14 protein-coding genes are annotated in these 15,866 nt (G+C 72.6%); all 14 read left to right on the top strand.

Annotation, left to right across the window (positions count from 1 at the left end; genetic code table 11):
* The first annotated feature begins 158 nt into the window (after positions 1–158).
* The gene (locus ACFVT1_RS06245) at positions 159–680 is read left to right on the top strand and encodes a DUF2617 family protein (protein ID WP_389793010.1); all 522 of its coding nucleotides are present in this window, start codon (positions 159–161) and stop codon (positions 678–680) included.
* Positions 681–765: 85 nt separating this feature from the next.
* Entirely contained in the window at positions 766–2,364 is a 1,599-nt protein-coding gene (locus tag ACFVT1_RS06250) for a polyamine aminopropyltransferase (protein ID WP_389793012.1), read from the top strand.
* Between the two features lie 77 nt (positions 2,365–2,441).
* Positions 2,442–3,512, top strand: a complete 1,071-nt coding sequence (locus ACFVT1_RS06255) for a hypothetical protein (RefSeq protein ID WP_389793014.1) — start codon at positions 2,442–2,444, stop codon at positions 3,510–3,512.
* Positions 3,513–3,534: 22 nt separating this feature from the next.
* Entirely contained in the window at positions 3,535–4,335 is an 801-nt protein-coding gene (locus ACFVT1_RS06260; RefSeq protein WP_389793016.1) for an aldose 1-epimerase, read from the top strand.
* A 252-nt stretch (positions 4,336–4,587) separates the two neighbouring features.
* Positions 4,588–5,127, top strand: a complete 540-nt coding sequence (pyrE, locus tag ACFVT1_RS06265) for an orotate phosphoribosyltransferase (protein ID WP_389793018.1) — start codon at positions 4,588–4,590, stop codon at positions 5,125–5,127.
* Positions 5,128–5,352: 225 nt separating this feature from the next.
* On the top strand, positions 5,353–6,384 hold the full coding sequence (fbaA, locus tag ACFVT1_RS06270) for a class II fructose-bisphosphate aldolase (protein WP_389793020.1): 1,032 nt from the start codon (positions 5,353–5,355) through the stop codon (positions 6,382–6,384).
* 87 nt (positions 6,385–6,471) lie between these two features.
* The gene (locus tag ACFVT1_RS06275) at positions 6,472–7,647 is read left to right on the top strand and encodes a MalY/PatB family protein (protein WP_389793023.1); all 1,176 of its coding nucleotides are present in this window, start codon (positions 6,472–6,474) and stop codon (positions 7,645–7,647) included.
* 335 nt (positions 7,648–7,982) lie between these two features.
* A complete protein-coding gene (locus tag ACFVT1_RS06280) occupies positions 7,983–9,503 on the top strand; it encodes an MFS transporter (protein ID WP_389793025.1) in 1,521 nt (506 codons plus the stop codon).
* A 211-nt stretch (positions 9,504–9,714) separates the two neighbouring features.
* Complete coding sequence (locus tag ACFVT1_RS06285; protein ID WP_351084151.1) at positions 9,715–10,128, top strand: DUF3151 domain-containing protein; 414 nt, start codon at positions 9,715–9,717, stop codon at positions 10,126–10,128.
* A 256-nt stretch (positions 10,129–10,384) separates the two neighbouring features.
* A complete protein-coding gene (locus ACFVT1_RS06290; protein WP_389793028.1) occupies positions 10,385–11,233 on the top strand; it encodes a tryptophan 2,3-dioxygenase family protein in 849 nt (282 codons plus the stop codon).
* Positions 11,226–12,494: a kynureninase gene (gene kynU, locus ACFVT1_RS06295; protein WP_389793030.1), complete on the top strand. Its 1,269-nt coding sequence runs from the start codon at positions 11,226–11,228 to the stop codon at positions 12,492–12,494. Before ACFVT1_RS06290 ends, kynU begins: the two co-directional genes overlap by 8 nt.
* A gap of 194 nt (positions 12,495–12,688) precedes the next feature.
* A complete protein-coding gene (locus ACFVT1_RS06300; RefSeq protein ID WP_389793032.1) occupies positions 12,689–13,564 on the top strand; it encodes an alpha/beta hydrolase family protein in 876 nt (291 codons plus the stop codon).
* A 105-nt stretch (positions 13,565–13,669) separates the two neighbouring features.
* A complete protein-coding gene (locus ACFVT1_RS06305; RefSeq protein WP_389793034.1) occupies positions 13,670–15,007 on the top strand; it encodes a sensor histidine kinase in 1,338 nt (445 codons plus the stop codon).
* The gene (locus tag ACFVT1_RS06310; protein ID WP_362193193.1) at positions 15,004–15,705 is read left to right on the top strand and encodes a response regulator transcription factor; all 702 of its coding nucleotides are present in this window, start codon (positions 15,004–15,006) and stop codon (positions 15,703–15,705) included. The genes ACFVT1_RS06305 and ACFVT1_RS06310 overlap by 4 nt, the downstream gene beginning before the upstream one ends.
* Positions 15,706–15,866 lie beyond the last annotated feature (161 nt).

Raw genomic sequence — 15,866 nt, forward strand, 5'->3', positions numbered from 1 at the left:
AAGCTGTGGGCGCGGCATGCTTCGTGATTCCCTCGGACGAGAGAACATTCAGCCCTAGGACCCGAGTTGGACCTGATCGGGCGCTTCCCACCTCCCACGTGCATCACGTCGGAGGCGTCCCCTGTCCATGTGTCCACGCTTGTTTGCGGAGCCGACTCATGCTCACGACCCTCCAGACGGCCTATTCCGACACCCGTGCTGCCGATCTGGCCTGGGCGCTGGGGCGCGAACCGCTCCCCGCCCTGGCCGTGCTCGACCTCGATCTCGCCGGTGCCCGACTCCAGATGCGCCTGCTCGGCGCCTCCCACCAGGTGCTCCTGGAGGAGGACCGGGACACCTGTTCCGAAACCGTCGCGTGCATCCCCGGCAGCAGCACGCCGCTGCCGCTCGGGGTCGCCAAGCGGCTCGGCGAGTGGGAGTACGAATTCGCGGCGCGCGTCGAGACGCTCTCGGCGGGCTCGTTCGCGGGACGGGCGCAGGAGCTCCTCGCGCTCGTGGCCGACCATCCCCACGGTCTCGCCGGGACGTTCCCCGGCAGCCCGCACGCCTTCACCGCCATGCTCGCCCAGCGGACCGAGGGTCAGGTGCGGTGGCGCACCTGGCACGCGTACCCGCAGGAGGGCCAACTGGTCGTGACGCGCACCCGGGTCGGCGTACGGATGCCGGCGGCAGCGCTCTGACACGGGCCAACCTCCGTCGTGAGCACGCCACTTACATCCTTGTGGGTGACAGGCGGCCACCTCGTCGTAACGTAGCGTTCGCCTCATGATCGACCAGCAGGTGTCGCTGCGAGGGGGCGCGGCGCTTCTTCCCGTACGGCCGAGGACCGGTCGATGTCTCGTGCTGGCCGCTGTCTTCATCTGTGCCGCCTGCGGTCTGGTGTACGAGCTCGAACTGGTGGCGCTCGCCTCCTACTTGATCGGTGATTCGGTCACCCAGGCGTCCGTCGTGCTCTCCGTGATGGTGTTCGCGATGGGCGTCGGCTCGCTCCTCGCGAAACGTTTACGCAGCCGTGCCGCGGTGGGTTTCGGGCTGATCGAGGCGGCGCTGGCACTCGTCGGTGGTTCCTCGGCGGTCGTGCTGTACGCGTCGTTCGCCTGGATCGGGGAGTCGCGGTTCGCCCTGGTCGGGTTCTCGCTCGCGATCGGTGTCCTGATCGGGGCGGAGATCCCGCTGCTGATGACGCTGATCCAGCGCGTCGACCGGCAGGACCCGGGCGGGGCCGTCGCGGATCTGTTCGCCGCCGACTACGTGGGCGCGTTGGTCGGCGGGCTGGCGTTCCCCTTTCTGCTGCTGCCGGTGCTCGGACAGCTCACCGGGGCGCTGTTCACCGGCGCGGTCAACGCGGCGGCGGGCGGGGCGCTGGTGCTGTGGGTGTTCCGGCGGGACCTCACCCCGCGCTCGCGGTGGCTGCTGTTCCTCGTCAATGCCGCCGTGATCGCCGTGCTCGCCACCGCCACGGCGCTCGTCGACGACTTCGAGCGGGCGGCACGGCGCGCCGTGTACGGGGACGGGGTGCGGGTCGCGCTGCAGACCGGGGTCCAGGAGATCGTGCTGACGGGGACGGGCCGCAGCTCTCTGGACCTCTACCTGGACGGGCGGCTGCGGGTCAGCGCGCGCGACGAGTACCGCTACCACGAAGCGCTGGTGCACCCGGCGATGAACGGGCCGCGCGCCCGCGTCCTGGTCCTGGGCGGCGGCGACGGCCTCGCCGCCCGGGAGGTACTGCGCTACCCGGACGTGCGCGCTGTCACCCTCGTCGAGCTCGACCCCGGCGTCACCCGGCTGGCCCGTACCGACTCCGCGCTCTCGGCGCTGAACGCCCACGCGTTCCGCGACCCGCGGCTGACGACCGTCGACGCGGACGCCTTCACCTGGCTGCGGGCGGCGCACGGCAGCTACGACGTGGTGATCTCCGATCTGCCCGACCCCGGGATCTCCGCCAGCACGAAGCTGTACTCGGCGGAGTTCTACGGGCTGATCGCCGAGGCCCTCGCTCCGGGCGGCCGGCTGGTGGTGCACGGGGGCCCGCCGGTGACCCGGCCGCGTACGTACTGGACAGTGGAGGCGTCGATGAGGGCGGCGGGGCTGCACACCCGCCCGTACCGGATCAGTGGCCGGCTCTCCGATTTCGCGGCCGGCCCCGACCGGGCCACGCACCGGGCGCAGGCCGAGGACGGCTGGGGCTTCGTCCTGGCCGCCCGGGGCGGGGCGCCAAAGCTCCGCCTCGCCCCGGGAGCGCCGGAGCTGCGGTCGCTGACACAGCCCTCGCTGGCGCGCGCGGGGCGGGAGGCGGAGAGCGCCCGGCCGTGCGGGCTGCCGCCGTCGACGCTGGTGCATCCGCGGTACTGGGAGGGCCGGTGACCGGGCGCCGCCCGCCCGGCGGCCTCGCGACGCGGAATCGCTGACGTGATGGCCGGGGCTGAGTAGGCTCGGTTTCCATGGAGCATGAGGTGTTCGTTCCGGTTCCGGTCCCGTCCCTTCGGCGGACGCTGGGCGATCCCGCCCGCGTCGCGCGCTGCGTACCGGGCCTCCAGCAGGATGCCGACGCGTCCGCGGGCCCGCTGGCCGGCCGGCTCAAGATCCGGATCGACGGCCACACGATCACGTACCGCGGTGCGCTGCGGTTCACCGCCTCCCCGCCGGACGGGCCGGACGAGGGTGCGGTTCTGGTGACGGGCGAGGGCGTCGAGGCCCGGGGGACCGGCGCGGCGAAGCTGGCCCTGACGATCGGCCTGACACGCGAGGGCGACGGCACGACGATCGGGTTCACCGGCACGGCGAGCGGCGACGGCCGCCTCCTGGACCTGGACCCGGCGGCGGCGCTCGCGGCGGCCCGCCGCCTGCTGGACCGCTTCGCGCAGCAGCTGGTGACGGAGACGCTGGCGGGTGGCGGTGCGGGCGGCGGTACAGGCGGCCCCGCGGGCGGCGAGGCGGTGGGCGAGGTCCTCGACGAGGCCGAGCGGTCCGTCGGGGAAGCGGTGGAGCAGGCCATCGAGGAGGCGGCCGAGGAGGCCGACACGACCGGTGCTGCCGCCGCCCGCGGCACCGCCCCGGAGGCCGCCGGTGACTCCGGACCGGACATCGCCGACGCACACGCAGACGCAGACGCAGACGCAGACGCAGCCGCCGATGCCGACGACGGCGACGGCGACGGCGACGGCGCGCCCACGGACGACGCCGCCACGGACGGGACGCCCGCCACCGGGAAGCCCCCGGGCACGGGCGCCGTCTTCGACGCCCCCGTGCCCCCGCCGTCGCTCGACCCTGCGGCGGAGGTGGAGTTCACCGTCCCCGACGGCCCGCCGGCCGAGGCCGCGCACGCCAGGCGGACCATGATCGGCCGCAGCGCCGAGGAGGTCGACCACGCGCCGCCGCGCGGCCGGTACGCGCCCGTGCCGTCACCCGATTCGACCACCGCGGGCGCCACACTCCGCTGGGTGGCCCCCGCCGCGGCGCTCGCGCTCGCCTCGGCCGTCGTGGTGAGCCGGGCGCTGAGGCGGCGGAGGTAGCCGCGCCAGTAATGTCGGTCCGGTGAGTAGCAGCGAGAAGGACGTCCGGCTGTCCGTCGGCGACGCAGAGTTGACCGTGAGCCCCGCCAACGGCTGCCGCATCGGCAGCCTGCGGATCGGCGGTACCGAGTTGCTGCGGCAGGGGGAGCGGTACGGCTGCTTCCCGATGGTGCCGTGGTGCGGGCGCACCGAGAACGGCGTCTTCCGCAACGGCGGTGTCCCGCACCGGTTGCCGCTGAACTCCCCGCCGCACGCCATCCACGGCACCGGCAGGGACACGGCCTGGCAGACCGCCCGGACGGGCGAGCGGGAGGCCGCCTTCTACTACGACCTGGCCGACCCCTGGCCGTATCCGGGCCGGGTGACTCAGACGTTCGAGCTGGCCGAGGATTCGCTCACACTCGCCTTCGGCATCGAGACGTACGGGGATTCGTTCCCGGCGCAGGCTGGCTGGCACCCCTGGTTCCTGCGCAACCTCGGCGGCGGTGGCAAGGACGCACAGCTGGCGTTCGACCCGGCCTGGCAGGAGGAGCGGGGCGAGAACCATCTGCCGACCGGCCGCCGCATCCCACCCCTGCCCGGACCGTGGGACGACTGTTTCGGGATGCCGGACGGCGTCGATGTGACGCTCACCTGGCCGGACCAGCTGGAGCTGACGGTGAAGAGCCGGGCCGAGTGGGTCGTGGTCTACGACGAGCAGGCCGAGGCGGTCTGCGTGGAGCCGCAGTCCGGTCCGCCGAACGGGCTGAACACCGACCCCAGGTACGTCACTCCGATCGAGCCGCTGGAGATCGCGACGACCTGGAGCTGGCGCAGGCTCTGACCCGGGCGGCGGCTCCGGGCGCTTCATCCGGCCGGGTCTCCCCGCCTCCAGGAGCTCCGACCGGGCGAAGGCTCTGGGTGGGGGCTCCGGGCGAGGGCTCTCTGTACGGGCTCCGGGTGGGGGCTCTCTGCACGGGCTCCGGGCGGGGGCTCCGGGTGCGAGCTCTCCGCACGGGCTCCGGTCGGGTGCTGCGGCGGGGGCCGTACAACCGGTCGGCACGGGCCGTGAGGCGGGCGCCTTAAGCTCGTAGCCATGACTGACGTACGTGCTGAGCTGCTCCAGCAGATCAAGGACAAGGCCGTGGTACACGGCAAGGTGACCCTCTCCTCGGGTCTTGAGGCCGACTGGTACATCGACCTGCGCCGCATCACGCTGGACGGCAAGGCCGCTCCGATGGTCGGTCAGGTCATGCTCGACGCCACCGCCGGGCTGGACTACGACTGCGTGGGCGGGCTGACGCTGGGCGCCGACCCGGTCGCCACCTCGATGCTGCACGCCGCCGCCGCGCGGGGGCAGGAGCTGGACGCGTTCGTCGTCCGCAAGGCGCAGAAGGCGCACGGGATGCAGCGCCGCATCGAGGGCACGGATGTGAAGGGCCGCCGCTGTCTGGTGGTGGAGGACACCTCGACGACCGGCGGTTCGCCGCTGACGGCCGTCGAGGCGGTGCGCGAGGCCGGCGGCGAGGTCGTCGCCGTTGCCGTGATCGTGGAGCGGGGTGCGGCTCCGGCCATCGCGGAGGCCGGTCTCCCGTATGTCCACGTCTACTCGGTGGCCGACCTCGGGCTGGCCTGACAGCTGGAGTGACGTAGGGGCTGACCTGCTCTTTTCGCCAAGGGCCGACTGTTTCACGTGAAACGGCCGGCCCTTGGCGTATGCCCGCGAACCACTCGTAGGACTGGTGGGGCGGCAGGCCGGGTGGAGCCGGAGCGAGAGTCTGGGAAGATGGGGGCGACGATGACGTCGCCCCCAGGTCAGGGAACCAGCAACGCACACCCGCACATCCCAAGGAGCGGTCAGATGCCCATCGCAACCCCCGAGGTCTACGCCGAGATGCTCGACCGGGCGAAGGCAGGCAAGTTCGCCTACCCGGCCATCAATGTGACGTCGACCCAGACCCTGCACGCTGCACTGCGCGGCTTCGCGGAGGCGGAGAGCGACGGCATCGTCCAGATCTCCACCGGTGGGGCGGAGTTCCTGGGCGGCCAGTACAACAAGGACATGGTCACGGGCGCCGTCGCCCTCGCCGAGTTCGCGCACATCGTCGCCGCCAAGTACGACATCTCGGTCGCGCTGCACACTGACCACTGCCCCAAGGACAAGCTGGACGGTTACGTACGTCCGCTCCTCGACATCTCCGCCGAGCGCGTCGCCCAGGGGCAGAACCCGCTGTTCCAGTCGCACATGTGGGACGGTTCGGCCGAGACCCTCGCCGAGAACCTGGCCATCGGCCAGGAGCTGCTCGCCAAGGCCGCCGCTGCCAAGATCATCCTTGAGGTCGAGATCACCCCGACCGGCGGCGAGGAGGACGGCGTCACGCACGAGATCAACGACGAGCTGTACACGACCGTCGACGACGCGCTGCGTACCGCCGAGGCGCTCGGCCTGGGCGAGAAGGGCCGCTACCTGCTGGCCGCCTCCTTCGGCAACGTCCACGGCGTCTACAAGCCGGGCAACGTCGTGCTCCGTCCCGAGCTACTGAAGGACCTCCAGGAGGGCGTCGCCGCCCAGTACGGCAAGGCGGCCGGCAGCCAGCCGTTCGACTTCGTCTTCCACGGCGGATCCGGCTCCACCGAGCAGGAGATCGCCACCGCGCTGGAGAACGGCGTCGTGAAGATGAACCTCGACACCGACACCCAGTACGCCTTCACCCGCCCGATCGTGGACCACATGTTCCGCAACTACGACGGCGTGCTGAAGGTCGACGGCGAGGTCGGCAACAAGAAGGTCTACGACCCGCGCAGCTGGGGCAAGTCCGCCGAGGCGGGCATGGCCAAGCGCGTCACGGAGGCCTGCGCCAACCTGCGTTCCACCGGCACCAAGCTGAAGTAGCGGCCGGTACGAAGTGTGGCCGTGGGCCCGGTACCCCTGGGGGTGCCGGGCCCACGGCGTGTCCGAGAGAGCGGAAGAGGGATCGCTGTGAGTTCCAGTGCGCACTATGACTTCGACACCGTCGTCGACCGCCGGGGCACCTGGTGCATCCAGTGGGACGGGGTCGCGGACCGGTTCGGGGTGGACGGGCTGCTGCCGTTCACCATCTCCGACATGGACTTCGAGACCGCACCGGAGGTGCTGAGCGCGCTGCGGGACCGGCTCGACCACGGGGTGTTCGGCTACACGACCTGGCAGCAGGACGACTTCCGTTCGGCGATAGCCCACTGGTACGCGACCCGGTACGGAACCCGCATAGACACCGGGCAGCTGGTGTACGGGCCGTCCGTGCTCAGCCAGCTCTCCCAGCTGCTCCAGATGTGGACGGCCGAGGGCGAGGGCGTCGTCGTCCACGCCCCGACGTACGACGGTTTCCGCAAGGCGATCACCGGGCTCGGGCGCGAGCTGAGGGGTGTGCCGGTGGGAGACACGGCCGCGCTGGAACGCGAGCTCGCCCGCCCCGACAGCAAGGTCCTTCTCGTGTGCTCGCCGCACAACCCGACGGGCCGGGTGTGGACGGAGGCCGAACTGAGCGGGATGGCCGCGCTCGCGGCGCGGTACGGGGTCGCGGTGATCAGCGACGAGATCCACGCGGACTTCGTGCACGAGGGGCGCGCGCACGTGCCGTGGACGCGGGTCGGCGGTGAGGGGCGCTGGGCGGTGATCTCCTCCGCGTCGAAGGCGTTCAACTTCCCGGCGCTGACCGGCTCGTACGGGCTGATCGCCGACCCGGCCGACCGGACGGAGTTCCTGCGCCGGATGGAGACGGCGGAGGGGCTCGCCTCCCCGGCCGTGCTGTCGCTCACCGCGCACATCGCCGCGTACCGGGGGGCCGGGGCGTGGCTGGACGAGGTCCGCGCGTATGTCGCCGGGAATCTGGCGCTGGTCGCGGAACGGCTGAACGGGGCGTTCCCGGAACTGGGCTGGGAGCCGCCGCAGGCGGGTTACCTGGCATGGATCGATCTGCGCCCGGCGGGTGTGGCCGACGACGAGGCGTTGCAGCGGGTGCTGATCGAGCGCGAGAAGGTCGCGGTGATGCCGGGGGCGGTGTACGGGGCCGAGGGCTTCGTGCGGTTGAACGTCGGGTGCCCGAGGTCCAAGGCGGAGGCGGGCGTGGAGGCGCTGATCCGGGGCGTCCGGGCCGTTGCGGAAGCCGTGTCGTAGGGAAAGCCGTGCCATAGGGTCGGACTCCGCCTTTGGGCCGAGGTCTCCCGGGCTCTGCGCACAGGGGGTGCGTGGTGCCGGCCGGCTCCGACTCGGGCCGTCCCGGCGGGTCGTCCGGGCGTTCCGCGAGGCCGGGTTCCCCGTGGAACGGGACGGCGCGGGGGACAGCCGCCCGTCCCTCGCGCTGACCGACTGACCGCACCCCTTCGGAATGCACCCCTTCGAAAGTGCCCCCTCGGGGGCATCTCCTCGAAAGCACCTTCTCGAAAGCACCTTCTCGAAAAGCACCCGCCGTCCCGATGGCCCGGGCGGCGGGGAGCGGGGATGCTGCTGGTATGCCTGACGCAGAGACGGGAGCCATCCGGGTCGCCTCCCCGGCCGGACGCTGGGTCGTCCTCACCACCGTCCTCGGCTCCAGCATGGCCATGCTGGACTCCACCGTCATCAACGTCGCCCTGCCCCGCATCGGGAAGGACCTGGGCACCGACCTGGCCGCCCTCCAGTGGACCGTCAACGCCTACATGCTGACCCTCGCCGGGCTGATCCTGCTCGGGGGCGCCCTCGGCGACCGGTACGGGCGGCGGCGGGTCTTCGTCGTCGGAGTCGTCTGGTTCGCCACCGCGTCCGTGCTGTGCGGCATCGCGCCGAACGCGGCCGTCCTGATCTCCGCCCGTGCTCTCCAGGGCATCGGCGGGGCGCTCCTCACCCCCGGCTCGCTGGCGCTGATCCAGGCCAGTTTCCATCCGGACGACCGGGCCCGCGCCGTCGGGCTGTGGTCGGGGTTCGGCGGGATCGGCGCCGCCGTCGGTCCGTTCGTCGGCGGGTGGCTCGTCGACGGGCCCGGCTGGCGGTGGGTGTTCCTGCTCAATGTGCCGCTCGCCGCGGTCTGTCTGCCGGTCGCGCTGCGCCACGTACCGGAATCGCGTGACCCGCACGCGCACGGGCGCTTCGACGTGCTGGGCGCCGTGTTCGGCGCGCTCGCCCTCGCCCTGGTGACCTACGCGCTGATCGAGGCGCCGGGACAGGGGGCGTCCGGCGCGGTGATCGGGGCGGCCGTCGGCGGGGTCGCGCTCGCGGTGGCGTTCGTGCGGTTGGAGCGGCGGCGGCCGGACCCGATGCTGCCGCCGTCGGTGTTCGCGTCCCGGCAGTTCACCGTCGTCAACATCATCACCGTCTGCGTGTACGCGGCACTCGGCGGCTACTTCTTCCTGTCCGCGATCCAGCTCCAGGTCGTGGCCGGGTACTCGGCCCTCGGCGCGGGCACGGCCCTGCTGCCCACGACCGTGCTGATGCTGCTGTTCTCGGCCTCCTCGGGCGAGCTGGGGCAGCGCATCGGGCCCCGCATCCCGCTCACCGCGGGCCCCCTGGTCGCCGCGGCCGGAATGCTGCTGATGCTGCGGGTGGGACCGGGATCGAGCTCCGTCTCCGGCTACCTCACCGATGTGCTCCCCGCCGTCGGGCTGCTCGGCGCCGGACTCGTCACCGTGGTCGCCCCGCTCACCGCGACCGTCCTGGCCTCCGTCGACACCGCACGGGCCGGTCTCGCCAGCGGCATCAACAACGCGGCCGCCCGCGCCGCCGGGCTGATCGCGGTGGCGGCGCTGCCGCTGCTCGCCGGGATGGGCCCGGAGGCCTACCGGAACGCCGACGAGTTCGCCTCGACGTTCCGGCGGGCCATGCCGATGTGCGCCGGGCTCCTCGTGCTGGGTTCGCTGATCGCCTGGGCGACCGTACGGAAGCCTCCCGTCACGGCGGACGAGGAGAAGCCGCGCCCCGAGTGCACGGTGCACTGCGGCGTGGTCGCCCCGCCGCTGGAACCCGCGCAGGAGGAGACACGGGACCAGGACGCGGACTGACCGCCGGCGCCGTGCGCCCGGGGTGCCGAGGTGCCGCGGTGCCGGGGTGCCGGGGTGCCGCGGTGCCGAGATGCACGGGCATGTTGGGCGCGCGGGCACGTGAGGCGCGCACGGGCTCCTCGCAGCGCGCCCCCGCACCACCCGGCGTGAACCAGCCCTCCGTGCAGCGCTCGGGTACCCCGGCGCGCATGTGCCAGGCACACTTGAACCCATGTCGATCCACGAGAACCTGCTCGGGGGACCTCCCCCGACCCACCTGCCCGACGACCCGGAGCCGCGCGAGCTGCTCGCGAACGGCACGGCCCCCGCCGACGTCGCCGCGAAGTACCCGACCTCCTCCCTGGCCTGGGCACAGCTCGCCGACGAGGCGTTCGAGGGCGGCCGCGTCGTCGAGTCGTACGCCTATGCCCGCACGGGCTACCACCGCGGCCTCGACGCGCTGCGCAGGGCCGGTTGGAAGGGCCACGGCCCCGTACCGTTCGAGCACGAGCCGAACCGCGGCTTCCTGCGCGCCCTGCACGCCCTGGCGCGGGCCGCCCAGGCGATCGGCGAGCAGGAGGAGTACGAGCGCTGCTCGACGTTCCTCCGCGACTCCTCGCCGACCGCCGCGGAGACCCTCGGCTAGGGCCTCTCGTTCGGATCACGCCGGGCTCGCCGATCCGGCCTGTCCAGCCGGGCTCGCCGATCCGGCCTGATCCCAACGGAAGACCCTGGACGTACCCGGCCCGGCGCATGCATTCCGGACCCCGCGGACAGCCGTACGTCCGCGGGGCCTGCGTTGCCCCGCGAGCCCCGTCTAGGATGCCGACAGGGGACCGGAGCTCCACCACCTCACGGAAGGGGCGGACCGCTACCCGGAAGCTTGTGTCGAGGAGACAGCAATGTCGACGATCCACCCCGACCCCGAAGCCACCGGTGCGCAGACCCCGCACCTCGACTTCGCGGGAACGACTCCGTACGAGGACTATGTCCAGGCGGACGTCCTGACCCATCTCCAGCAGCTTCGCTCCGACGACCCGGGCGAAATGGTCTTCCTGGTCACCACCCAGGTCATGGAGCTGTGGTTCACCGTCATCGTCCACGAGTGGGAGACTGCCGCGCACGCCCTGCGCGAGGACCGGCTGCCCGTGGCCCGCGATGCGCTCAAGCGGTCGGTGCGGGAACTGGAGGCGCTCAACGCCTCCTGGACGCCGCTCGCCCAGCTCACCCCCGCCCAGTTCAACTCCTACCGCGGCGCCCTCGGTGAGGGCTCCGGCTTCCAGTCCGCGATGTACCGGCGGATGGAGTTCCTGCTCGGCGACAAGTCCGCGTCCATGCTCGTGCCGCACCGTGGCGCGCCCCGCGTCCACGCCGAGCTGGAGAAGGCGCTCGCCGAACCGAGCCTGTACGACGAGACGCTCGCGCTGCTCGCCCGGCGCGGCCACGCCGTACCGCAAGCCGTCCTCGGCCGCGATCTCACGCAGAAGTACGAACCGTCCCCCGAGGTCGAGGCCGTCTGGGCGGAGATCTATGCCAACCCCGACCAGCACGACGACCTGGTCCGGCTCGGCGAGGCGCTGACCGATGTCGGCGAACTGGTGTGGCGCTGGCGCAACGACCATCTCGTCGCCACCCGGCGTGCGATGGGCTCGAAGACCGGGACCGGCGGTTCCGCCGGGGTCGCGTGGCTGGAGAAGCGGGCCACGAAGAACGTCTTCCCCGAGCTGTGGTCGGCGCGCAGCCATGTCTGAGACCTTCGCCGCCGCGTCCGGGGCCTTCGCCGCGCGGGCCGCGGCGCTCGACGCCGCCGACCGGCTCGCCGATCTGCGCAAGCTGTTCGCCCTCGACGACACCGTCTACCTCGACGGCAACTCGCTCGGCGCACTGCCCGCGCACGTACCCGCGCGGGTGCAGGAGGTCCTCACCCGCGAGTGGGGCGAGCTGCGCATCCGGTCCTGGGACGAGAGCGGCTGGTGGACCGCGCCGGAGCGGATCGGCGACCGGATAGCGCCGCTCGTCGGGGCCGCGGCCGGGCAGATCGTCGTCGGCGACTCCACCAGCGTGAACGTCTTCAAGGCCGTCGTCGCCGCGAGCCGGCTGGCGCCCGGGGAGCGCGACGAGATCCTCGTCGACGCGACGACGTTCCCCACCGACGGGTACATCGCCGCGTCCGCGGCCCGGATGACCGGCCACCGACTCGTGCCGGTCACCCCCGCCGAGGTACCGGACGCCCTCGGTCCGCGTACCGCCGCCGTCCTGCTCAACCATGTCGACTACCGCACCGGCAGGCTCCACGACCTGCCCGGACTCACCGCCGCCGTGCACGCGGCGGGGGGTCTCGCCGTGTGGGACCTGTGCCACAGCGCGGGCGCCCTGCCCGTCGGACTCGACGCGCACGGCGTGGATCTCGCGGTCGGCTGCACGTACAAGTACCTGAACGGCGGTCCCGGTTCGCCCGCCTACCTGTACGTCGCCGAGCGCCACCAGGCGGCCTTCGACTCGCCCCTGCCGGGGTGGACGTCGCATGCCGACCCGTTCGGCATGACCCCCGGATATGCCCCGGCGGACGGTGCCGTACGGGGCCGCGTCGGCACCCCCGACATCCTGTCCATGCTGGCGCTCGAAGCGTCACTCGATGTGTGGAACGGGGTGCCGGTCGAGGCGGTACGGGCCAAGTCCCTGGCGCTGACGGACTTCTTCCTGGAGTGCGTCGCCGCGTACGCGCCCGAGGGCCGGGTCACCTCCCTCACCCCCGCCGCGCACGCGGAACGCGGCAGCCAGGTCGCGCTGCGGTGCGAGGAGGCGGAGCCGGTGATGAGCGCGCTCGTCGCACGGGGCGTCGTCGGGGACCTGCGGCGGCCGGACGTGCTGCGGTTCGGGTTCACCCCGCTGTACGTGGGCTTCGCGGACGTGGAGCGGGCGGCGCGGGTCCTGGGCGAGGTACTGGGCGAAGTGCCGGGTGAGGCGCTCGGCGAGGCGCCGGGCGAGGTGCCGGGGAGCCGGGGGCGCTGAGCCGGGTGCGCCGACCCGGGGCGGGGAACCGGCCCCGGGGTCCGGAGCAGGGGCGGACTCCTGGTGGAGTCCGCCCCTGTCATGATCCTTCCACGGGTACGGGAACCTCCCGTACTGGTACCGTCCCCGCAGGTCAGCCCAGTTGGGTTCGGATACGGATCAATACAGCTCGGATACAGGACGGTTGGAGCAGCATGTCGGATTCTGCCGCGCGTGATCGTGACGCAGCCGAGACCGAGTCGGCCCTCTCGCATCCACCGGTCGCCCCCGATGCGTCCGCCGCCTACGGCAACCACCCCGACCAGCTGATCGACTTCTACGCCCCGCGTGACGGCCGGGCCGGTGCGCCGGTCGTGGTCGTCCTGCACGGCGGGGCGTGGCGGGCGCCGTACGACCGGCAGCATGTGTCGCCGTTCGCGGACTTCCTGGCCCGGCGCGGTTTCGCCGTGGCCAGTGTCGAGTACCGGCGGGGCGGCGAGATCCCGCAGCAGCGGGGTGCCGGTCCGGTCGCGGGCCGCTGGCCGGAGACCTTCGACGACGTCGCCGCGGCGATGGACGCGCTGCCGGACCTGCTGGCCCGGGAACTCCCGGCCGCCGACACCCGGCGGATCGTCCTGACCGGGCACTCCGCCGGCGGGCAGCTCGCCCTGTGGGCCGCCGCCCGGCACGTCCTGCCCGAGGGCTCGCCGTGGCGGCTGCCCGCACCGCCGCCGCTGCGGGGCGTCGTCGCTCTCGCGCCGATCGCCGATTTCGCCGCGGCCGTCGAACTGGACGTGTGCTCGGGGGCGGTCGGCCAGCTCCTCGGCCGCGAGGAGGACTTCGGGGAACGGGCCGCGCACACCGACCCGGCCGCGCTGCTGCCCACCGGCATCGCGACGACCGTGGTGCAGGGCACCACCGACCTCGATGTGCCGCAGGCCGTCGCGGAGGCTTTCGTCGACGCGGCGGCGAAGGCGGGGGAGACGGTGGGCCTGACCCTGCTGCCCGACGTCGGCCACTACCCGCTGATCGATCCGGCGAGCGACGCGTGCGCGGTGGTGGCGGAGGAGCTCGCCCAGCTGGCCTGGTGAGCGGCGGTCCGACGGCGGTGCGGGTCCGTAGTACTTGCGACGGACGGCGCGGGATCCGCAGCACTGCTGACGACCTGCGCCGGTTCGGCCCCTACCGTTGGAAACGTGACCGAGACCAAGAGCAGAAGCCCCGAGTACCGATTGGCCGCCGGGGCGTTGGGCGGCCTGCGGCAGGACCTCTTCCGTGACACCTTCGCCTACCGTCCCCTGGAGCGGATGCGGACCGACGGGCCGCTGGTCCGGCAGCTGCCGCAGCGGATGCGTGAGCGTGCCGCCTGGACACCCCACGCCCTGGTCGGGGCAGCCGCGCTGTTCGCGGCCCTCCTGGGCCTCGTCTCGTCGGACTCCTTCGTGCTGCGCTTCATGTTCGATACCGTCGTGCTCGCGCTGCTTCCGTCGGCGACCGTACTGATGACGCTGGTCAGGCCGATCGGCGCGTTCTGGATATCGATGGCGCTCATCCCGTTCGCGGCGGTCGCCGGCGGTGGCTACTGGCCCTGGGCGCCGAGCACCTTCTTCTCGCACCTGGTGGTGCTGATCGTGGTCGCCGCCCGGACCCGGCCCCGTACCGCCGCCTGGATGTGGGGCTTCACGTTGCTGCTCGGCGTCGTGCTGGAGAACTTCGGCGGCGGCGGGCACCCCACGTCGACCGCCTCCCCCTTCGCCGTCGTCTCCGCGTTCGCGCTGCTGGTGGTGTCCGTGGTGCAGATCCGTCGCGACGCCGAGCGCCAGGTGACCGTGCAGCGCACCGTGACCGCCGTTGAACGCGACCGGCGCACACTCCTGGAGGAGCGCACCACCATCGCCCGGGAGCTGCACGACGTGGTCGCCCACCACATGTCGGTCGTCGCGATCCAGGCCGAGGCCGCCCCGTACCGGGTGGAGAACCCGCCGCCGGAGCTGGAGCAGGCCTTCGTCACGATCCGGGAGAACGCGGTCTCCGCCCTCACCGAACTGCGCCGGGTCCTCGGCGTCGTACGGGCCGAGGACTACCAGGCGCCGGACGCCCCGCAGCCCACCCTCGCCCAGCTCGACGGGCTGCTCGCCAACGTGCGCGAGGCGGGCCTGGAGACGGAGAGGACGACCACCGGCGCGGTACGTGAACTGCCGCAGGGCGTCGAGCTGTCGGCCTACCGGATCATTCAGGAAGCCCTCAGCAACACGCTGCGGCACGCACCGGGCGCCACTGCCAAGGTCGAGATCGGCTACGTGCTGGGCGGACTCGGGCTGCGGGTCGTCAACGGGCCGCCGACCGGTCCGGTGAAGGCCTCGCCGGGGGCCGGTCACGGGATCACGGGGATGCGGGAGCGCGTCGCGATGCTGAACGGTGACATGACGGCCGAACCGACGAAGGAGGGCGGTTACGAGATCACCGCGTTCATCCCCGTCCAGTCCGCGAACGGAACGGACGAGCAGCAGGAGGCGCAGGTGGAGCAGGTATGACCACGTCGTCCTTCACCTCCGCTTCCACCTCCGCCGCCCAGCCCATCCGGGTGCTGATCGTCGACGACCAGATGATGGTCCGCGAGGGCTTCTCGGTGCTGCTCAACGCCATGCCGGGGATCGAGGTCGTCGGCGAGGCCGTCGACGGCCGGCAGGCCATTGCGCAGGTCGCGGCGCTGCGTCCCGACGTGGTGCTGATGGACATCCGGATGCCGGAGCTCAACGGCATCGACGCCACGCGCGAGATCGTCGCCGCCGACGCGGACGCCAAGGTGCTGGTGCTGACCACCTTCGACCTGGACGAATACGTGTACCAGGCGCTGCGGGCCGGGGCGTCCGGCTTCCTCCTCAAGGACGCCTCCGCCCGGCAACTCGCCGACGGTGTACGGGTGGTGGCCGCCGGTGAGGCGCTGCTCGCCCCGACCGTCACCAAGCGGCTGATCAGCGAGTTCTCGAAGATCGCCGAGAGCCCGCGGCCGCCCGCCTTCGCCAGGATCGGCGACCTCACGGAGCGGGAGACGGAGGTGCTCGTGCTCATCGCGCAGGGCCGGTCCAATGCGGAGATCGCCTCGTACCTGGTGGTCGCCGAGTCCACCATCAAGACGCATGTGAGCCGCATCCTGGTGAAACTGGGGCTGCGCGACCGCACCCAGGCGGCCGTCTTCGCTTACGAGGCTCGGCTGGTCACGCCCTCCTGAGCCTGATCACGCCTTCCTGAGCCGAGGCGGCTGGGGCCGGGGCTGGGGCCGGGGCTGGGGCCGGGGCTGGGGCCGGGGCTGGGCACGGCGCTGGGCACGGGGTCGGGGACGGGGCTGGGGTCGGGATCGGCGGGGCCGCCGGTACGGGGGACGGGGGTGGG

It is taken from the genome of Streptomyces sp. NPDC057963, from assembly GCF_042887155.1.
Taxonomy (GTDB): Bacteria; Actinomycetota; Actinomycetes; order Streptomycetales; family Streptomycetaceae; genus Streptomyces.